Origin of the sequence: Burkholderia cepacia (assembly GCF_001718835.1) — a bacterium.
GTDB classification, from domain to species: Bacteria; Pseudomonadota; Gammaproteobacteria; order Burkholderiales; family Burkholderiaceae; genus Burkholderia; species Burkholderia cepacia_F.
Map to the genome: position 1 here is coordinate 2,795,677 of NZ_CP013443.1, position 18,504 is coordinate 2,814,180.

18 protein-coding genes and 1 pseudogene are annotated in these 18,504 nt (G+C 67.4%); 11 read left to right on the forward strand and 8 right to left on the reverse strand.

From position 1 onward, the window contains the following. Positions 1 to 98: 98 nt before the first annotated feature. Positions 99 to 260, forward strand: coding sequence for a DNA translocase FtsK (locus WT26_RS39065; RefSeq protein ID WP_420480941.1), 162 nt, complete (start codon positions 99 to 101; stop codon positions 258 to 260). Positions 261 to 338: 78 nt separating this feature from the next. On the opposite strand, the gene WT26_RS16085 is transcribed toward WT26_RS39065, so the two are convergent. Further along, a complete protein-coding gene (locus WT26_RS16085) occupies positions 339 to 1,586 on the reverse strand; it encodes a lactonase family protein (RefSeq protein ID WP_155774661.1) in 1,248 nt (415 codons plus the stop codon). A gap of 162 nt (positions 1,587 to 1,748) precedes the next feature. Between WT26_RS16085 and WT26_RS16090 the strand changes: the two genes are divergently transcribed. Next, on the forward strand, positions 1,749 to 3,578 hold the full coding sequence (locus WT26_RS16090; RefSeq protein ID WP_059732958.1) for a glycoside hydrolase family 15 protein: 1,830 nt from the start codon (positions 1,749 to 1,751) through the stop codon (positions 3,576 to 3,578). A gap of 211 nt (positions 3,579 to 3,789) precedes the next feature. Beyond that, positions 3,790 to 5,250: a polyhydroxyalkanoate depolymerase gene (locus WT26_RS16095; protein WP_069273259.1), complete on the forward strand. Its 1,461-nt coding sequence runs from the start codon at positions 3,790 to 3,792 to the stop codon at positions 5,248 to 5,250. Positions 5,251 to 5,328: 78 nt separating this feature from the next. Here the strand turns inward: WT26_RS16095 and WT26_RS16100 are convergent, their stop codons facing one another. Continuing rightward, positions 5,329 to 5,961: a TetR family transcriptional regulator gene (locus tag WT26_RS16100; protein WP_059531008.1), complete on the reverse strand. Its 633-nt coding sequence runs from the start codon at positions 5,959 to 5,961 to the stop codon at positions 5,329 to 5,331. A gap of 156 nt (positions 5,962 to 6,117) precedes the next feature. Here WT26_RS16100 and rsxB point away from each other — a divergent pair, with 156 nt between their 5' ends. Beyond that, positions 6,118 to 7,110, forward strand: coding sequence for an electron transport complex subunit RsxB (rsxB, locus tag WT26_RS16105; protein ID WP_069273260.1), 993 nt, complete (start codon positions 6,118 to 6,120; stop codon positions 7,108 to 7,110). Further along, positions 7,107 to 7,751, forward strand: a complete 645-nt coding sequence (nth, locus tag WT26_RS16110) for an endonuclease III (RefSeq protein WP_069273261.1) — start codon at positions 7,107 to 7,109, stop codon at positions 7,749 to 7,751. Before rsxB ends, nth begins: the two co-directional genes overlap by 4 nt. A 46-nt stretch (positions 7,752 to 7,797) precedes the next feature. On the opposite strand, the gene WT26_RS16115 is transcribed toward nth, so the two are convergent. Then, a complete protein-coding gene (locus WT26_RS16115) occupies positions 7,798 to 8,724 on the reverse strand; it encodes a DMT family transporter (RefSeq protein ID WP_069273262.1) in 927 nt (308 codons plus the stop codon). 198 nt (positions 8,725 to 8,922) lie between these two features. On the opposite strand from WT26_RS16115, the gene WT26_RS16120 reads away from it, so the two are divergent. After that, entirely contained in the window at positions 8,923 to 9,357 is a 435-nt protein-coding gene (locus tag WT26_RS16120) for a DUF1841 family protein (protein ID WP_059530997.1), read from the forward strand. A 91-nt stretch (positions 9,358 to 9,448) separates the two neighbouring features. Here the strand turns inward: WT26_RS16120 and WT26_RS16125 are convergent, their stop codons facing one another. After that, on the reverse strand, positions 9,449 to 9,808 hold the full coding sequence (locus tag WT26_RS16125; protein WP_027786804.1) for a c-type cytochrome: 360 nt from the start codon (positions 9,806 to 9,808) through the stop codon (positions 9,449 to 9,451). 39 nt (positions 9,809 to 9,847) lie between these two features. Continuing rightward, complete coding sequence (locus WT26_RS16130; RefSeq protein ID WP_021158557.1) at positions 9,848 to 10,207, reverse strand: c-type cytochrome; 360 nt, start codon at positions 10,205 to 10,207, stop codon at positions 9,848 to 9,850. Between the two features lie 246 nt (positions 10,208 to 10,453). Between WT26_RS16130 and WT26_RS16135 the strand changes: the two are divergent. From WT26_RS16135 to WT26_RS16155, 5 genes and pseudogenes are all read left to right on the forward strand, one after another. Further along, a pseudogene (locus WT26_RS16135) lies at positions 10,454 to 11,295 on the forward strand (AAA family ATPase). Between the two features lie 27 nt (positions 11,296 to 11,322). Beyond that, complete coding sequence (locus WT26_RS16140; protein WP_059530991.1) at positions 11,323 to 12,498, forward strand: vWA domain-containing protein; 1,176 nt, start codon at positions 11,323 to 11,325, stop codon at positions 12,496 to 12,498. A 39-nt stretch (positions 12,499 to 12,537) separates the two neighbouring features. After that, positions 12,538 to 13,746, forward strand: coding sequence for a benzoate/H(+) symporter BenE family transporter (locus WT26_RS16145; RefSeq protein ID WP_069273263.1), 1,209 nt, complete (start codon positions 12,538 to 12,540; stop codon positions 13,744 to 13,746). A gap of 156 nt (positions 13,747 to 13,902) precedes the next feature. Further along, entirely contained in the window at positions 13,903 to 14,856 is a 954-nt protein-coding gene (gene tal, locus WT26_RS16150) for a transaldolase (RefSeq protein WP_059664674.1), read from the forward strand. A 185-nt stretch (positions 14,857 to 15,041) separates the two neighbouring features. Then, positions 15,042 to 15,497 (forward strand): VOC family protein, encoded by a 456-nt coding sequence (locus WT26_RS16155; RefSeq protein ID WP_069273264.1) that lies wholly within the window; start codon positions 15,042 to 15,044, stop codon positions 15,495 to 15,497. Positions 15,498 to 15,561: 64 nt separating this feature from the next. Here the strand turns inward: WT26_RS16155 and mctP are convergent, their stop codons facing one another. From mctP to WT26_RS16170, 3 genes are all read right to left on the reverse strand, one after another. After that, the gene (mctP, locus tag WT26_RS16160) at positions 15,562 to 17,112 is read right to left on the reverse strand and encodes a monocarboxylate uptake permease MctP (RefSeq protein WP_069273265.1); all 1,551 of its coding nucleotides are present in this window, start codon (positions 17,110 to 17,112) and stop codon (positions 15,562 to 15,564) included. Continuing rightward, positions 17,109 to 17,351, reverse strand: coding sequence for a DUF3311 domain-containing protein (locus WT26_RS16165; protein ID WP_069273266.1), 243 nt, complete (start codon positions 17,349 to 17,351; stop codon positions 17,109 to 17,111). Before WT26_RS16165 ends, mctP begins: the two co-directional genes overlap by 4 nt. A 196-nt stretch (positions 17,352 to 17,547) precedes the next feature. Next, positions 17,548 to 18,465, reverse strand: coding sequence for a spermidine synthase (locus WT26_RS16170; protein ID WP_069273267.1), 918 nt, complete (start codon positions 18,463 to 18,465; stop codon positions 17,548 to 17,550). Positions 18,466 to 18,504: the final 39 nt, after the last annotated feature.

Below are 18,504 nucleotides of genomic sequence, written 5' to 3' on the forward strand. Positions count from 1 at the left end.
TCGACGGCCCGGCCGCCGACGGCGCGACGCAGGACCTGTTCGGCGACGCGCCGGACGCGGAGGCCGATCCGCTGTACGACGAAGCCGTCGCGTTCGTCGTGCGCACGCGGCGCGCGTCGATCTCGTCGGTGCAGCGGCAGTTGCGCATCGGCTACAACCGCGCCGCACGCCTCGTCGAGCAGATGGAGGCGGCCGGGCTCGTGTCGCCGATGGGCATCAACGGCAGCCGCGAGGTGCTCGTGCCGGCCGCCTCGGAGTAAGCGACGCGCTCCGCCCCCCACAAGCACGAAGGGCGCTGCATCGGCAGCGCCCTTCGTGCATCTACGGCGTAAAGCGTCTTACAGCGCCGGAACGAGCTTGAAGTCGACCGGTTTGCCGACCGCCACCTTCTGCGGGTTCGCGTCGAGCTTGCCGGTTTCCGCATCGCGCCTGAACACGTAGAACGTATCGCTGTCCTGGTTGCCGACGATCAGCCACTTGCCGGTCGGGTCGATCAGGAACTCGCGCGGCGTCTTGCCGAGGCTCGACTGGCGGCCGACGGGCTTCAACCGGCCGTCGGCCTGGTTCACCGCGTAGATCACCAGGTCGTTCGCATCGCCGCGGTTGCTCACGTACAGGAAGCGGCCGTCCGGCGACAGGTGGATCGCACCGCCGCCGACCTTGCCCTTGAAGCCCGGCGCGGTCATCGATACGGTCTCGACCGGCGTCAGCTTGCCGTCGTGATAGCCGAACACCTCGACCGCCGCGTTGAGCTCGCTCGTCACGTACGCGTACCGGCCGTCGGCGCTGAACACCATGTGGCGCGGGCCCGAGCCCGCCTTGACCGGCGTGTAGCGCGTGTCGGTCGGGCTGATCAGCCCGCGGCTGCCGTCCACCGTGTAGCGATAGCCGTAGAGCTTGTCCGCGCCGAGATCCTGCACGAACAGGTAACGGCCGTCGGGCGAGAACACCGTCGAATGCACGTGCGCGCCGTCCTGGCGCCCCTTCACGGGCCCCGTGCCCTCGTGGTGCACCGTCAGCACGGCCTGGCCGACCGCGCCGTCGTCGCGCAGCGGAAACACGGCGAAGCTGCCGCCCGGATCCTTCGCGACCGAGTAATTGGCCGTCACGAGGTACTTGCCGTCCGGCGACAGCGCGAGATAGCAAGGATCGTTCCCTTCCGACGACACGCGGTCGATGAAGCTCAGCGCGCCCGTCTTCGCGTCGAAGCGGAAGGCGCTGACGCCGCCGCGCTGCGACGCCGGCCCGTCGTCGCCGGGCAGTTCGTTGACCGCGTAGACGGTGCGACCGTCGCGGCTCGGCAACAGGTACGACGGATTGACCGTCTTCGCCGACGACACCGGCGCGACGCTGCCGGTTTTCGTATCGAAGCGGTAAACATAGATCCCGTCGCTGCCGCCGCCCGTGTAGGTGCCGACGAGCAGGTTGTACACGCCGTCCGCGGGCGCCGTCGCGGACTGTTGCGCGAACGCATGGGTCGCGGAAAGGGAGAGCACGATCGCGAAACCTTTCATCCAGTGAGCGAGCCTAAGCGGGAACCCTCGTGTCGAAGCGCGTGCGTCACGCTCGCGTAAACGGTTGGGCATTGAATCCTCCTTGCATCGAGTCGCTTCAAGTGTTGAGATAGGACGAAACGCCGGCCGTATACGCGCTCCGCCGCCCGGCCGAGTATACGGGGCGCGAAGCCGGGACGTGAAGCCCGGCTACCGCCGTCCGGATAGTGAACGCGTAACAAGGATCGCCTGCCCATGCCTGCCCTGATCGAAGACTACGCGCTCGTCGGCGACGGCCATACCGCCGCGCTGGTCGCCAAAGACGGCTCCGTCGACTGGCTGTGCTGGCCCCGCTTCGATTCGGGCGCCTGCTTCGCGGCGCTTCTCGGCACCCCCGAGCACGGCCGCTGGCTGCTCGCGCCGGCCGCCGACGCCGCGATCACGCACACGTCGCGCCGCTATCGCGGCGACACGCTGATTCTCGAAACCGACTACGAAAGCGCCGACGGTGCCGTCACCGTGGTCGACTTCATGCCGCCCGGCAACGGCTGGTCCGAGCTGGTGCGGATCGTCATCGGCCGCCACGGCACGATGAAGATGCGCATGGAGCTCGTGCTGCGCTTCGACTACGGTTTCTCGATTCCGTGGGTCACGCAACTGACCCGCGAGGACGGCATGAAGGCGATCGCGGGCCCCGACACCGTCGTGCTGCGCACGCCGGTGCCGCTCACCGGCAAGAACCTCCATACGCTCGCGGAATTCACCGTGAACGCCGATGAACGCGTGCCGTTCTCGCTCAGCTATGCGGCGTCGCACATGCGGCTGCCGCCCGCACGCGATCCGCTGTCGATGCTCGCGCGCACCGAGAACTACTGGCTCGAATGGTCGGGCCGCTGCCAGGTGCAGGGCCGCTACGCGGCGGCCGTGCGCCGTTCGCTCATCACGCTGAAGGCGCTGGCGTACGAGCCGACCGGCGGGATCGTCGCGGCGCCGACCACGTCGCTGCCCGAGAAGATCGGCGGCAACCGCAACTGGGACTACCGCTACTGCTGGCTGCGCGACGCGACGATCACGCTGCTCGCGCTGATGCGCGGCGGCTACTACGACGAGGCGCGCGCATGGCGCACGTGGCTCGGCCGCGTGATGGCCGGCTCGCCCGAACAGATCCAGATCATGTACGGGATCGCCGGCGAACGCCGGCTGCCGGAAATGGAGCTCGACTGGCTGCCCGGCTACCAGGACTCGAAGCCGGTGCGCGTCGGCAACGGCGCCGCGAACCAGCTCCAGCTCGACGTGTTCGGCGAGGTGATGGCCGCGCTGCACCTCGCGCGCGTGGGCGGCCTGCAGGCCGACGACACGGTGTGGTCGGTGCAGTGCGCGCTGCTCGACCATCTCGAGAAGATCTGGCGGGAACCCGACGAAGGCATCTGGGAAACGCGCGGCGGCCGCCGCCATTTCACGTTCTCGAAGGTGATGGCGTGGGTCGCGTTCGACCGCGCGATCAAGTCGGCGGAGATGTTCCGGCTGCCCGGCTCGCTCGACCGCTGGCGCGCGCTGCGCGAGCAGATCCATGCCGACGTGTGCAACAACGCGTGGCACGAAAGCAAGCAGGCGTTTGCACAGAGCTACGGCAGCGACGAGCTCGACGCAAGCGTGCTGCTGATGCCGCTGCTCGGCTTCCTGCCGCCGGAAGATCCGCGCATCGTCGGCACGGTCGAAGCGATCGAGCGGGAATTGCTGCACGACGGGCTCGTGATGCGCTACCGCACGACCGAATACGACGACGGCCTGCCGCCCGGCGAAGGCACGTTTCTCGCGTGCAGTTTCTGGCTGGTCGACAACTATGCGCTGCTGGGCCGGATCGACGACGCACACCGCCTGTTCAGCCGGCTGCTCGCGCTGTCGAACGATCTCGGGCTGCTCGCGGAGGAGTACGACCCGGTGGCCGGGCGGCTCGTCGGCAACTTCCCGCAGGCGTTCTCGCACGTGGCGCTCGTGCATACCGCGATGAACCTGATGCACCACGAAGACGCGATGGCGCGCGCGGCCGGCCAGCCGGCACCGGCCGTCGCCACGGGGCGCTGAACGGGGCGCGGGCGGCTTGTTCAGAGAACGTCAAATCGCAAAACTTTGATGAAAAATCGGGGAAATGTTGCATTGCACCACCCATCGTTGTCCGATATGATCGACGCGATTGTCCGGCTGCAGTGCAACATGGCCGGTCGCTGACCCACACGGCACGCCGCGACGCCCCACGCCGCCCTTGCGCACCGTCCCCCACGCGGGAGTAGTCTGCATGCTTTACCAACTGCACGAATTCCAGCGAGCCATGCTGAGCCCGCTGACGGCCTGGGCCCAGGCCGCGTCCAAATCGTTCGCCAATCCGTCCAGCCCGTTCTCGCTGATGCCGGGCGCGCCGCGGATGGCCGCCGCGTACGAGCTGATGTACCGGCTCGGCAAGGACTACGAGAAGCCCGAATTCAACCTTCACCAGATCGTCAAGGACGGCCACAACATCCCGATCGTCGAGCAGACGATCATCGAGAAGCCGTTCTGCCGTCTGCTGCGCTTCAAGCGCTATTCGGACGACGCCGATGCCGTCACGCAGCTGAAGGACGAGCCCGTCGTGCTGGTCTGCGCGCCGCTGTCGGGCCACCACTCGACGCTGCTGCGCGACACCGTGCGCACGCTGCTGCAGGATCACAAGGTGTACATCACCGACTGGATCGACGCGCGGATGGTGCCGGTCGAGGTCGGCCCGTTCCACCTGCACGACTACATCGCGTACATCCAGGAATTCATCCGTCACATCGGCGCGCGCAACCTGCACGTGATCTCGGTGTGCCAGCCGACGGTGCCGGTGCTCGCGGCGATCTCGCTGATGGCGAGCCGCGGCGAGGACACGCCGCTCACGATGACGATGATGGGCGGCCCGATCGACGCGCGCCGCAGCCCGACGTCGGTGAATTCGCTCGCCACGCAGCACTCGACCGCGTGGTTCGAGAACAACGTGATCCACACGGTGCCCGCGAACTATCCGGGCGAAGGCCGCCAGGTGTATCCGGGCTTCCTGCAGCACACGGGTTTCGTCGCGATGAACCCGGAGCGGCACGCGCAGTCGCACTGGGATTTCTACCAGAGCCTGCTGCGCGGCGACGAGGAAGACGCCGAAGCGCACCGCCAGTTCTATGACGAATACAACGCGGTACTCGACATGGCCGCCGAGTATTACCTCGAGACGATCCGCGTCGTGTTCCAGGAATTCCGGCTGGCCGAGGGCACGTGGGATGTCGAAGGCGAGCGCGTGCGCCCGCAGGACATCAGGCGCACCGCGCTGATGACGATCGAAGGCGAACTCGACGACATCTCCGGCAGCGGCCAGACGCACGTCGCGCACGAGCTGTGCACGGGCATCCCGCAGGACCAGCGCCGCAGCCTGACCGCCGAGAAGTGCGGTCACTACGGGATTTTCTCGGGCCGCCGCTGGCGCACGATCATCTATCCGCAACTGCGCGACTTCATCCGCGAGCATGCGCCGGAGCCGAAGCACGGCGCGACGAAGGATGTCCCGGATGCGCAACCGGCCGCGCCGCTCGCCGCCGTACCGGCCGCGAATGCGCCGGCCGGGTCCGCGAAGACCGCCGCCGCGAAACGCGCGCGCGCGAAGACGCCCGCTGCGGCCGCCCCGGCGAAGGCCCCCGCCGCGAAGCGCGTCGGCACGCGCGCAAAGCCCGCTCGCACCCGCAAGGCGGCCTGACGCCGGCGCGCCAGACGAAAAACGCCGCCGTGCCAGCGCACGGCGGCGTTTTTGCATCCGGCGGCCGAAAGCCGTTCGTCAGCGACGCAGCAGATACGCGAGCAGCACCTCGGTGTTCATCCGGACCATCTCGGCGCGTTCTTCGGTGTCGGTGAAATCGCGGCCGAGCGTCGCGGCGAGCGTGAAGCGGTTCGACACGATGTAGTAGCCGAGCCCCGACAGCGTCACGTAGAAGCGCAGCGGATCGACGTCGGTGCGGAACAGCCCGGCCTTCTGGCCGCGCGTCAGCACGTTGCCGAGCTTCGCGACGATCGGCGACATCATCTCGCGGATCCGCGTCGACTTGTGCAGGTAGCGCGCTTCGTGCAGGTTCTCGTTGTTGATGAGCCTGAGCAGTTCCGGATGGTCGCGGTAGTAGTCCCAAACGAAATGCGCGAGCCGCGTGACGGCTTCCACCGGCGCGACGCCGTCGAGGTCGAGCACGCGCTCGGCCTCGGTCAGCGCGGAGAACGCGTGTTCGAGCACGGCCGTAAACAGCTGCTCCTTGCTGCCGAAGTAGTAATAGAGCATGCGCTCGTTGGTTTCGGCCCGGCGTGCGATCTGGTCAACGCGCGCGCCGAACAGCCCTCCACTCGCGAACTCTTCGGCTGCCGCCATCAGGATGCGGCGGCGCGTACCTTCAGGATCTCTTTTGATTTTTGGCTGATTCATGGTGGCGTTTTGCTATGTGAGCCGCTTGATCCGGACCGGCACCCCCACCGCCTCGGCGCCGGCCGCCCTGGAACGGGCTCGCCGCAAGCGGCGGCCCTCCTGCTGAGCCCCTGCAAAAAAGCGGTTCGATTATGCGCACAGACGGCGTCCAGCGCAATGCGGGAAATCGGCGATAATCGAGCTTTGGCAAACCTTTCCGGCCGCGCCCGAAGCGGCCGAGAGCCATTCGGCGCCGCTGCGCCCGTTGTCACCGTGACCGACTCGAAAACACTCGCGGATCGCATCGAAGATCTGCTTCCCCAGACGCAATGCACGAAGTGCGGCTATAACGGCTGCCGGCCGTACGCCGAGGCAATCGCCGCCGGCGACGCGAACTACAACCAGTGCCCGCCCGGCGGCGCCGAAGGCATTGCACGCCTCGCGGGCCTGCTCGGCAAGCCCGTGATTCCGCTGAACCCCGTGAACGGCAGCGAGCATCCGCGCGCCGTCGCCTTCATCGACGAAAGCCTGTGCATCGGCTGCACGCTGTGCATGCAGGCATGCCCGGTCGACGCGATCGTCGGTGCGCCGAAGCAGATGCACACGATCGTCGAGTCGCTGTGCACGGGTTGCGACCTGTGCGTGCCGCCCTGCCCGGTCGACTGCATCGCGATGCTGCCGGTGACCGGCGAACGCACCGGCTGGGACGCGTGGTCGCAGGAACAGGCCGATGCCGCACGCGAACGCCACGACCTGCGGCTCGCGCGCCAGCGCCGCGAGCGCGAAGCCGCCGAAGCGCGCGCGGCCGCCCGCCGCGCGGCCAGCGCCGCGAAGCCGGCCGCGGCCCCCTCGGGAACGCCATCCGCCGCACCGGCCACGGACGACGCCGAAGCGAAGAAGCGCGCGATCATCGCCGCCGCGCTCGAGCGTGCGCGCAAGAAGAAGGAAGAACTGTCCGGGCAAGGTGCCGGACCGAAGAACACCGAGGGCGTGAGCGCGGCCGTCCAGGCGCAGATCGACGCGGCCGAGGCGCGCCGCAAGCGGCTCGCGGAACAGCAGGCCCGACGCGACGCCGATGCAGCGGCCGCGAGCGGCAACGACGACAAGAACGACGCAGGCAACGACGGCCCCGGCGGCCCGTCCGCACCGCCCGACCAGAACGCTCCATGAACGCCAGCAAACGACGCGCGATCTACGAAACGCTGCAGAGCCTCAATCCGCACCCGACCACCGAACTCGAATACTCGACGCCGTTCGAGCTGCTGATCGCCGTGATGCTGTCCGCCCAGGCGACCGACGTATCGGTCAACAAGGCGATGCGGAAGATGTTTCCGGTCGCGAACACCCCGCGACAAATCGTCGCACTCGGCGAAGAAGGCGTGACCGAGTACATCAAGACGATCGGCCTGTACCGGACCAAGGCGAAGAACGTGGTCGCGACGTGCCGGATCCTGCTCGACCGCTACGACGGCGAGGTGCCGGCCGATCGCGAGGCGCTGGAAGGCCTGCCGGGCGTCGGCCGCAAGACCGCGAACGTCGTGTTGAACACCGCGTTCGGCCAGCCGACGATCGCGGTGGACACGCACATCTTCCGGGTCGCGAACCGCACGGGGCTCGCGCCGGGCAAGGACGTGCGCGCCGTCGAGACCGCGCTCGAGAAGTTCACGCCGAAGGAGTTCCTCCAGGATGCACATCACTGGCTGATCCTGCACGGGCGCTACGTGTGCAAGGCCCGCAAGCCCGAATGCTGGCATTGCGCGATCGAGCCGCTGTGCGAATTCAGGCCGAAGACGCCACCGCCCACTGAATGACCCGCCGCGCGCAGCCGCGGCCCCGGGTCCACGCGACCCGCCCCGATCAGGCGTTGGAGGTCGCGGTCGCATCGTCGGCCGCCGCGCCGCCCGCGCGCACCAGCGCCAGCACGGCAGCCAGGATCGCGACGCCGCCCGCCCACTGCAGCGGCGACAGCGCTTCGCCGAACAGCAGGGCCGCGAGCGCAACCGTCACGACCGGTTCGAGCGTCGACAGCATCGACGTGCGTGCGGCCCCGAGCCGTTCGAGCCCGGCAAAGAACGCGAGCATCGCCGCGACCGTCGACACGAGCGCGATCGCAAGCATCGACGCCCAGCCGCCGGCCGTCGCGGGCCAGCGCGGCGGCGCGCCGAACGCCGTGCCGCGCACGACAGCGATCGCCACGAGCGTCGCGGTCGCCGACAGGCAGATGATCGCGGTGGTCGCGAGCGGATCGACGCCGCGCGTCGCCTTCGTGCCGCCGACGATGTACAGCGAATAGATCACCGCGGCGGCCAGCGCGAGCGCGATCCCGAGCGGCTCGCCATGCCCGCCGCCGACCATCAGCGCCGAACCCGCGACGCACAGCACGAGCGCGACGGCCTTCGCGCGCGTGAGGCGCTCGCCGAGCCACCACGCGGCCAGCAGCGTGACGAAGGCCGGATACAGGTACAGCAGCAGCGCGACAAGGCTCGCCTGCGCGTGTTGCAGCGCGCTGAAGTAGCAGAACGACTGCCCGACGTAGCCGAGCGCGCCCATTGCGACGAGAGAGCCAAGCGCGCGCCCGCGCGGCCACGTGACGCGGCGATGCCGTGCGATCGCGGCGAGCACCGCGCCGCCGATCGCGAAGCGCACGATCAACAGCCCGAGCACGTCGACACCGGCCGCGTACGCGTAGCGGCCGAAGATCGCCATCGCGCCGAACGCGGCGGCGGACAGCGCGACGTAGAGCGTGCCCTGCAGGGCGGCGGAGGGTGGACGGGCGGAGGACATGACGGCGCGAACGTGGACGAAATACCGAAATCGTAGGAGTGTATCGGCGGCTCGGCGCGCCGCCCAGCCCGCGCTTACCCGCGCGCCCGGCCGCCCCGCTTCCCGTCGCGCCCGCCCCCGCCGCCAGCGCCGCCCGCCGTCCCGGCGTACAATGCGCGACGCGGCATCAAGCCGTCCGAATCACGACGCTTCCCCACCATGTTCAATCCAAGCCGCGACGAAGTGCGTCGCTTTTTCACCGAGACCTGGCGCAAGCAGCGCGCCGGCGAGATCCTGACGCCGCTCGAAGCGATCGCAGCCGACTGGATCGTCGAGCATCCCGAATACCACGCCGAACTCGCCGATGCCGATGGCGCCGCCGCGCGCGAGTACACGCCCGAGGAAGGCCGCACGAACCCGTTCCTGCACCTGTCGATGCATCTCGCGATCAGCGAGCAGTTGTCGATCGACCAGCCGCCCGGCATCCGCGCCGCGCACGACAAGCTCGCGGCCAGGCTCGACTCGACCCACGACGCGCAGCACGTGATCATGGAATGCCTCGGCGAGACGATCTGGGAAGCCCAGCGCACGAACACGCCGCCCGATACCGACGCGTACCTGCAGCGCATCCTGCGCCGCGCATCGCGCGACTGAGCGCCGCCGCGGCGCCCTGCGGGCGCGGACAAAAAAATACCCCGCCGGGGCGGGGTATCCTCGCTGCGCGGGCCCGCCGGGCCCGTCGCGCTTACTTCTTGAACACGAGATCGGTTTCTTTCAGCGACTCGATGTAGGCCGCGATGTCCTTCATGTCGCTGACCGACAGGCTCTGCACCTGTGCCTGCATGATCGCGTTGTTGCGACCGAGCAGCGGGTTCGTCAGGCCCATCTGGTACTGGCGCATCGCCCACACGAGGTAGTCGGCATGCTGGCCGGCGAGGCGCGGATATTCGGCGTTGATCGGCTTGTTCATCTGCGCGCCGTGGCAGGCGGCGCAGTTGTGCGATTCGACCAGTTCCTTGCCCTTCGTGATGTCCGCCGCGTGCGCGGTACCGATCGCGAGGCCGGCCGCCAGTGCAACCGCCGCCGTCTTGAATGCGTTGTTCATGAATGCTCCTGTCCCGCCGGAGAGATCGGCGGCGCGCGCTTACTTGTAGGGGTTGTCCTTCGAGTCGGCCTTCTGGGCGGCGTAGTACGCCGACAGATCCGCGATGTCCTGGTCCGTCAGCGAACCGGCGATCGCATTCATCGACGGGAAGTGACGATCCTTCTTGCGGTAGGCCTTCAGCGCGTTCTCGAGGTATTGCTGGTTCTGGCCGCCGAGGACAGGCACCCGGTAGACCTCCGGGTACGCCGCGCGGTAGTCCTGGATGCCGTGGCAACCGATGCACATGGCGACCTTGCTCGCCCCGTCCTTCGGGTTGCCGACCACACCGGCCGCCTGCGCGCTGCCCGCGAGCGCCACGAGCGCTGCGACAACGACGTGTTTGCCGACGAATTTGTTCATAGCTCTTGTAACCTAGCTTGAGGGGAAACTGGCGCCGAAGCGGCAACGGCCCGCGCCGTTTTGCTTGTCGGTCGCCACGCAGGCCAAAAAAAAACGGCCAGATTGTACCGCGTCGGCAGGGAACGCGTCCATAAGGCGCCCCGGTTCGCCCCGCCACAGCCCCGCAACGATACGCGGGCGCGGCCCAACCGGACAGCCCTTCTGACTTATACTGGGTTTTTTTCCCCGATTGAGAAGAGCGCCGCCATGCGTTTCGAAGGGTCCTCGCACTACGTCGCCACCGACGATCTGAAGCTCGCGGTCAATGCCGCGCTGACGCTGCAACGCCCGCTGCTGATCAAGGGCGAGCCCGGCACCGGCAAGACCATGCTCGCCGAGGAAGTGGCCGCCGCGCTCGACATGCCGCTGCTGCAGTGGCACATCAAGTCGACCACCAAGGCGCAGCAGGGCCTGTACGAATACGACGCCGTGTCGCGGCTGCGCGATTCGCAGCTCGGCGACGAGCGCGTGAAGGACATCTCGAACTACATCGTCAAGGGCGTGCTGTGGCAGGCGTTCGATGCCGGGCACCCGAGCGTGCTGCTGATCGACGAGATCGACAAGGCCGACATCGAATTCCCGAACGACCTGCTGCGCGAGCTCGACCGGATGGAATTCCACGTGTACGAGACGCGCGAAACGGTCCGTGCGAAGCACCGCCCGCTCGTGATCATCACGTCGAACAACGAGAAGGAACTGCCCGACGCGTTCCTGCGCCGCTGCTTCTTCCACTACATCCAGTTCCCCGACCCGTCGACGATGCAGAAGATCGTCGCGGTGCACTTCCCCGACATCCGCGAGGAGCTGCTGCGCGCGGCGCTCGAGAGTTTCTTCGAACTGCGCGGCGTGTCGGGCCTGAAGAAGAAGCCGTCGACGTCCGAGCTGCTCGACTGGCTGAAGCTGCTGCTCGCCGAGAACATCCCGGCCGACGCGCTGCGCGGCGTGGACGCAAGCAGATCGTGCCGCCGCTCGCAGGCGCGCTGCTGAAAAACGAGCAGGACCTGAGCCTGCTCGAACGGCTCGTCTACATGAACCGGCACAACCGGTAATGCCCCCTCACCCGCGAAGGCCCGGCCATGCTGCTCAATTTCTTCTACGCGCTGCGCGCAGCCAAGCTGCCCGTCTCGGTGAAGGAATACCTGACGCTGCTCGAATCGCTGAAGGCCGGGCTGATCTCGCCGTCGATCGACGCGTTCTACTTCCTCGCACGGATGACGCTCGTCAAGGACGAGCAGTTCTTCGACAAGTTCGACCAGGCGTTCGGCGCGTATTTCCACGGCGTGTCCGCGCTGCCGTCCGAAGCATTCGACATTCCGCTCGACTGGCTCGAAAAGCGCCTCGAGCGCGAGCTGTCGCCGGAGGAGAAGGCGCAGATCGAGGCGATGGGCGGGCTCGACAAGCTGATGGAGCGCCTGAAGGCACTGCTCGACGAGCAGAAGGAGCGCCACGAAGGCGGCAACAAGTGGATCGGCACCGGCGGCACGTCGCCGTTCGGGCACGGCGGCTACAACCCGGAAGGCGTGCGCATCGGCGGCCCGTCGAACGGCAACCGCACCGCGGTGAAGGTGTGGGAGGCGCGCGCGTACCGCGACTACGACGATTCCGTCGAGATCGGCACGCGCAACATCAAGGTCGCGCTGCGGCGGCTGCGCCGCTTCGCGCGCGAAGGCGCCGCCGAGGAGCTCGACCTGCCCGGCACGATCCGCAGCACCGCCGCGAACGCGGGCTGGCTCGACCTGCGGATGGTGCCCGAGCGCCACAACAACGTGAAGGTGCTGATGCTGCTCGACGTCGGCGGCTCGATGGACGATCACATCAAGCGTACCGAAGAGCTGTTCTCGGCCGCGAAGGCCGAATTCAAGCACCTGGAGTTCTTCTACTTCCACAACTGCGTGTACGACCACCTGTGGAAGAACAACCGCCGCCGCCACTCGGAGCGCACCGCGACGTGGGACGTGCTGCACAAGTTCACGCCCGACTACAAGCTGATCTTCGTCGGCGACGCGACGATGAGCCCGTACGAAGTGCTGCAGCCCGGCGGTTCGGTCGAATACAACAACCCGGAAGCCGGCGCCGTGTGGCTGCGCCGCCTCGCCGACCAGTTCCCCCATCATGCATGGCTGAACCCGGAGCCCGAGCGGCTATGGGAATACCGGCAGTCGGTCGCGGTGATTCGCGACCTGCTCGGCCATCGCATGTATCCGCTCACGCTCGCGGGCCTCGAAACCGCGATGCGCGCACTCAGCAAGTAACGGCGGCCGCCCGCGCGGCCCGCTTCTCCGGAGTCACCCATGAATCAGTCGTCCACCGCGGACGCGGGCCGCGCGAGCGGTCGCTTCTTCTCTGACACGTCGGTCTCGGCACTCGTCGCCGGCTTCGTCGCGATGATGACCGGCTACACGAGCTCGCTCGTGCTGATGTTCCAGGCCGGCCGCGCCGCCCACCTGTCCGATGCGCAGATCTCGTCGTGGATCTGGGCGCTGTCGATCGGCATGGCGCTGACGACGATCGGCCTGTCGCTGCGTTTTCGCGCGCCCGTCGTCGTCGCATGGTCGACGCCCGGCGCCGCGCTGCTGATCGCGTCGCTGCCCGGCGTGCCCTACCCCGAGGCGATCGGCGCGTTCGTCGTCTGCGCGGTGCTGCTGACGGCCGTCGGCGTGAGCGGGCTGTTCGACACGCTGATGCGCAAGATTCCGGCCGGCATCGCCGCCGCGCTGCTCGCGGGCATCCTGTTCGAGATCGGCATCGAGATCTTCCGCGCCGCGCAGTTCCAGACCGCGCTCGTGCTCGCGATGTTCTTCACGTACCTGATCGTCAAGCGGCTCGCGCCGCGCTATGCGATCGTGACGACGCTGATCGTCGGCACGGCGGTGGCCGGCGGCCTCGGCCTGCTCGACTTCAGCGGCTTTCACATCGCGTTCGCGAAGCCCGTGTTCACGATGCCGGCGTTCTCGATCGCGTCGATCGTCAGCATCGGCGTTCCGCTGTTCGTCGTCGCGATGGCGTCGCAGAACGTGCCGGGCATCGCGGTGCTGCGCGCGGACGGGTATCAGACCCCGTCGTCGCCGCTGATCGCGACCACCGGCCTCGCATCGCTGCTGCTCGCGCCGTTCGGCTCGCACGGCGTGAACCTCGCGGCGATCACGGCCGCGATCTGCACGGGCCCGGAAGCGCACGAGGATCACGCGAAACGCTATACGGCCGCCGTGTGGTGCGGCACGTTCTACCTGGTCGCGGGAATCTTCGGCGCGACGATCGCCGCGCTGTTCGCGGCGCTGCCGAAGGCGCTCGTCGTGTCGGTCGCCGCGCTCGCGCTGTTCGGCTCGATCATGAGCGGCCTCGCGAACGCGATGCAGGACGTGAAGCAGCGCGAGGCCGCGCTCGTCACGTTCATGGTCACCGCGTCGGGCCTCACGCTGCTGTCGATCGGCTCGGCGTTCTGGGGGCTCGTCGCGGGGATCGTCACGCAGGTGATCCTGAACGCGCGCCGCCCCGCGTAATGCGGCACGGCGCTCGCCGGACATGCCGAAACGTGCCCGACGCGAATCGGGCCTAGAATGATGGTTCGGAAGCGGCGCCCGGCGCCGCTTCGCTTCGCCGCCGCGCTCGCGCGGCCCGTGAGAACCCGGCGCCTTGCGCCCTTCTTCCGAATCGCCATGACTACCGCACTCGACCAGCTGAAGCAGTACACGACCGTCGTCGCCGACACGGGCGATTTCCAGCAGCTTGCGCAATACCAGCCGCAGGACGCGACCACGAACCCTTCGCTGATCCTGAAGGCCGTCCAGAAGGACGCGTACAAGCCGATCCTCGAGAAAACCGTCCGCGATCATCGCAACGAAAGCACCGACTTCGTCATCGACCGCCTGCTGATCGCATTCGGCACCGAGATCCTGAAGCTGATCCCGGGCCGCGTGTCGACCGAGGTCGATGCACGCCTGTCGTTCGACACCCGGCGCTCGATCGACAAGGGTCGCGAGCTCATCAAGCTGTACGAAGACGCCGGCATCGGCCGCGAGCGCATCCTGATCAAGCTCGCGTCGACGTGGGAAGGCATCCGCGCGGCCGAGGTGCTGCAGAAGGACGGGATCAAGTGCAACATGACCCTGCTTTTCTCGCTCGTGCAGGCCGCCGCCTGCGCGGAAGCCGGCGCGCAGCTGATCTCGCCGTTCGTCGGCCGCATCTACGACTGGTACAAGAAGCAGGCCGGCGCGGAGTGGAATGAAGAGAAGGACGGTGGCGCGAACGATCCGGGCGTGCAGTCGGTGCGCCGCATCTACACGTACTACAAGACGTTCGGCTACAAGACCGAAGTGATGGGCGCGAGCTTCCGCACGACCAGCCAGATCACCGAACTCGCCGGCTGCGACCTGCTGACGATCAGTCCCGATTTGCTGCAGAAGCTGCAGGACAGCAACGACACGGTCACGCGCAAGCTGTCGCCGGAAGCGCTGCACGACAAGCCCGCCGAGCGCGTCGCGATCGACGAGGCGTCGTTCCGCTTCCAGCTGAACGACGACGCGATGGCAACCGAGAAGCTCGCCGAAGGCATCCGCGTATTCGCCGCCGATGCGGTGAAGCTCGAGAAGCTGATCGACTCGCTGCGCTGAACCCTGCCGAACGTCAGCAGGCGGCAGCCAGTCTGACAACAGCCGTCAGCAGTCTTGCCGGAAACGGCCGCGAACCTTGCGTTCGCGGCCGTTTTTTCATCCCGCTGTCAGACCCACGCACTACAATCCACGTCACGGGTGCGCCGGCCGCCTCCCGGGCGCTCACCCCGGAACAGGAGACAACGATGCAAGTTCAACCGTACCTGACGTTCTACGGTCGTGCCGACGAAGCCCTTCAGTTCTACGAAAAGGCACTCGGTGCGAAGACGATGTTCAAGATGCACTTCAAGGACGCGCCGCCGAATCCCGACTACCCGATGGCGCCGGAGATGGGCGACAAGGTGATGCACGCAAGCTTCACGATCGGCGACTCGATGATCATGTGCTCGGACGGCGACTGCAGCCAGCCGGCCGGCGCCGCGCACGCCGGCTATTCGCTGTCGCTGAACCCGGCGACGGTCGAGGAAGGCCAGAAGCTGTTCAATGCGCTCGCCGACGGCGGCGAAGTGACGATGCCGTTCGGCAAGACGTTCTGGGCGCTCGGCTTCGGGATGGCCAGGGATCGCTTCGGCGTGCACTGGATGGTCAACGTCGAAGACCTGTCGCAGCGCGAGGAGCTCGCGAAACGCGCAGCGGACTGACGAGAAAAAAACGCCCGCCACCTCACGGTGGCGGGCGCTTGCGTTTCCGTGCGTTCGACGCGCGTCAGCTCTCGACGACGTCGAGATAGTCCTCCGGCCGCGTGCGATCCTCCGCATGCGCCATGCCCATCACGCGCACCAGCACGCTCACCGCCACCGCCACCACCAGGTTCACGACCAGCGACCACACGGCCGCGTAGCCGGGAATCGCGAGACCGAACAGGTGGATCGTGAAGATCGAACTGGCGAGCTTCAGCGAAATCGCCATCCACGTACCGCACACGATGCCCGCCGCCCAGCCGGCCAGCAGGCCGCGATGGTCGAGCACGCGCGTATAGAGGCCGAGCACGATCGCGGGAAGCGTCTGGATGATCCAGATCCCGCCGAGCAGCTGCAGCTGGATCGCATAGGTCAGCGGCAGCCCGAGGATGAACGCGACCGCGCCGACCTTCACGATCAGCGACACGAGCTTCGCGACGTGTGTTTCCTGGTCATGCGACATGTTGCGGTTCACGAACTCTCGGTGAATGTTGCGCGTGTACAGGTTCGCGGCCGCGATCGACATGATGGCGGCGGGCACCAGCGCGCCGATGCCGATCGCCGCGAACGCGACGCCGACGAACCACGACGGGAAATACTCGAGGAACAGCGCGGGCACAGCGAAGTTCGGGCCGAACGCCTTGAAGTACGGCGCGTACTGCGGCATGTCCTTCACGCCCGCCGCAAGCGCCATGTAGCCGAGCAGCGCGAGCAGGCCGAGCACGAACGAGTACGCGGGCAGCATCGCCATGTTGCGGCGGATCGAGTTGCCGGACGACGACGACAGGATCGCCGTGACCGAGTGCGGATACAGGAACAACGCGAGCGCCGAGCCGATCGCGAGCGTCGCGTACGCGCTGTAGCCGTTCAGGCTCGCCGCATCGGGCGCCTTCAGCAGCAGCTTCGCCGGCGGCACGCTCGCGAAGATGTGCCCGAAGCCGCCGAGCTTCGCCGGGATCACGATGACGGCCGCCGCAATCGTGATGTAGATCAGGACGTCCTTCACGATCGCGATCATCGCGGGCGCGCGCAGGCCCGACGTGTACGTGTACGCGGCGAGGATCGCGAACGCGATGATCAGCGGCAGGTCGCCGACGAAGCCGGTCGTGTCGAAGCCGAGCGCGCCGATCACCACTTCGATGCCGACGAGCTGCAGCGCGATGTACGGCATCGTCGCGACGATGCCCGTCACCGCGATCGCGAGCGCGAGCATCCGGCTGCCGTAGCGGGCATTGACGAAGTCGGCGGCCGTCACGTAACCGTGCCGCTTCGCGATGCTCCACAGCTTCGGGAACACGACGAACGCGAACGGATAGATCAGGATCGTATAGGGCAGTGCGAAGAAACCCATCGCGCCGGCGCCGAACACGAGCGCGGGCACCGCGACGAACGTATACGCCGTATAGAGGTCGCCGCCGAGCAGGAACCACGTGACGATCGTGCCGAAGCGGCGTCCGCCGAGGCCCCATTCGTCGAGATGGGCGAGATCGCCGCGCCGCCAGTTCGCGGCCAGGAAACCGATGATCGTGACGCCGATGAACAGCAGCACGAAGACGAAGGTCGCGGCAAGGTTCATCGACGGCCTCCTTGCGTGCCGCCCCCCGTCCACGCGTTCTTGGTCTTGAAGTACACGAACGCGGTGATCACCGCGCTGATGAAGACCCACAGCAGCTGGTACCAGTAGAAAAACGGAAAACCGAACAACTGCGGTTCGATCTTGCTGTACGACGGTACCCAGACCATCGCGATCAGCGGCAGCACCAGCAGCCAGAGCCAGCGCTTGGCGGCCCGGTTGGCGTCGGCATCGTGAGCCATGACGTCTCCTCTTCTTTCCCGGTTATCGATCTTGTTGAGCGGGTACGGCGCCGAGAGGAGCGCAAAACGGGTAGGCTGCGGCTCCCCTGGCTTCGCGCCAGTATAGGAGCCGCGAGCACGCGGTCAAGCAGGGGCGAACCCGGACGATCCGTCCCTGTCGCGCGCTCGCGCCGGCATCCGGCCGGCGCATGAGGCATCAGATCGAGAACGACGTCGCGTTCGGCGCGACAGATGCTTTCAAAGCTTTCACCCACTTGCGCGCGGGCAGGTCGACGGCCGCCTCGATCAGCTTCGCACGCGCGTCGAGCCGGGCGAACGACACGTCGAGCGCGGGGCCCGAGAACGCGATCGCGATCCGGTTGCCGTCATGCACTTCCGGCAGCGCGATCACGCGATTTTCGAATGCCGCGTTCAGGTGCTTCATGTTGCGCACGAAGCTCGGATGATCGCCGAACAGGTTGATCGTCGCGATGCCCGCGTCGGCGAGGCAGCCGCGCACCGCACGGTAGAACGCGACGCTGTCGAGCACGGGGCCGCGCGCGGTCGCGTCGTACAGGTCGATCTGGATCGCGCCCGTCGTGCCGCGGTTGGCGGGATCGTTGACGAAATCCCATGCGTCGGCTTCGTGCACGGCGAGACGCGCATCGTCGGGCGGCAGCGCGAACATCGTGCGCGCGGCGACGATCACGGCCGGGTTCAGCTCGACGGCCTCGACTTTCGCTTGCGGGAGGAAGCGGTGCGAGAACTTGGTCAGCGCGCCGGTGCCGAGCCCGAGCTGGACGATCCGCCCGGGCGTTTCGAGGAACAGCAGCCACGCCATCATCTGCTGCGCGTATTCGAGCTCGATGTGCAGCGGCTTCGAGATCCGCATCGCACCCTGTACCCATTCGGTGCCGAAGTGCAGGAAGCGCACGCCGCCCTCTTCCGAGAACGTGACGGGCGCGAAGCGCGGCTTGCGCGGCGCTTCGAGCACGGGCACGTCGTCGTGCTCGTCGATGTCCGGGCGGCGCTTCACGCGCGGCGGCTGGAGTTTTTCGGAGCCGTTGTACGCGGACGGCTTGCCATTCTTGAACGCGCGCGCCTCGGCGGACGCGCGCTTGATCAGTCGGGTCATGATTGAATCTCGCTGGGTGATGCCGGTTTTAGCGGACGA

Bases quoted from the DNA above. Each gene is read 5' to 3' on its own strand.
- WT26_RS16085 (WP_155774661.1), bottom strand. From the start codon at position 1,586: ATGCCCAACCGTTTACGCGAGCGTGACGCACGCGCTTCGACACGAGGG.
- WT26_RS16090 (WP_059732958.1), top strand. From the start codon at position 1,749: ATGCCTGCCCTGATCGAAGACTACGCGCTCGTCGGCGACGGCCATACC.
- WT26_RS16095 (WP_069273259.1), top strand. From the start codon at position 3,790: ATGCTTTACCAACTGCACGAATTCCAGCGAGCCATGCTGAGCCCGCTG.
- WT26_RS16100 (WP_059531008.1), bottom strand. From the start codon at position 5,961: ATGAATCAGCCAAAAATCAAAAGAGATCCTGAAGGTACGCGCCGCCGC.
- rsxB (WP_069273260.1), top strand. From the start codon at position 6,118: ATGCGGGAAATCGGCGATAATCGAGCTTTGGCAAACCTTTCCGGCCGC.
- nth (WP_069273261.1), top strand. From the start codon at position 7,107: ATGAACGCCAGCAAACGACGCGCGATCTACGAAACGCTGCAGAGCCTC.
- WT26_RS16115 (WP_069273262.1), bottom strand. From the start codon at position 8,724: ATGTCCTCCGCCCGTCCACCCTCCGCCGCCCTGCAGGGCACGCTCTAC.
- WT26_RS16120 (WP_059530997.1), top strand. From the start codon at position 8,923: ATGTTCAATCCAAGCCGCGACGAAGTGCGTCGCTTTTTCACCGAGACC.
- WT26_RS16125 (WP_027786804.1), bottom strand. From the start codon at position 9,808: ATGAACAACGCATTCAAGACGGCGGCGGTTGCACTGGCGGCCGGCCTC.
- WT26_RS16130 (WP_021158557.1), bottom strand. From the start codon at position 10,207: ATGAACAAATTCGTCGGCAAACACGTCGTTGTCGCAGCGCTCGTGGCG.
- WT26_RS16140 (WP_059530991.1), top strand. From the start codon at position 11,323: ATGCTGCTCAATTTCTTCTACGCGCTGCGCGCAGCCAAGCTGCCCGTC.
- WT26_RS16145 (WP_069273263.1), top strand. From the start codon at position 12,538: ATGAATCAGTCGTCCACCGCGGACGCGGGCCGCGCGAGCGGTCGCTTC.
- tal (WP_059664674.1), top strand. From the start codon at position 13,903: ATGACTACCGCACTCGACCAGCTGAAGCAGTACACGACCGTCGTCGCC.
- WT26_RS16155 (WP_069273264.1), top strand. From the start codon at position 15,042: ATGCAAGTTCAACCGTACCTGACGTTCTACGGTCGTGCCGACGAAGCC.
- mctP (WP_069273265.1), bottom strand. From the start codon at position 17,112: ATGAACCTTGCCGCGACCTTCGTCTTCGTGCTGCTGTTCATCGGCGTC.
- WT26_RS16165 (WP_069273266.1), bottom strand. From the start codon at position 17,351: ATGGCTCACGATGCCGACGCCAACCGGGCCGCCAAGCGCTGGCTCTGG.
- WT26_RS16170 (WP_069273267.1), bottom strand. From the start codon at position 18,465: ATGACCCGACTGATCAAGCGCGCGTCCGCCGAGGCGCGCGCGTTCAAG.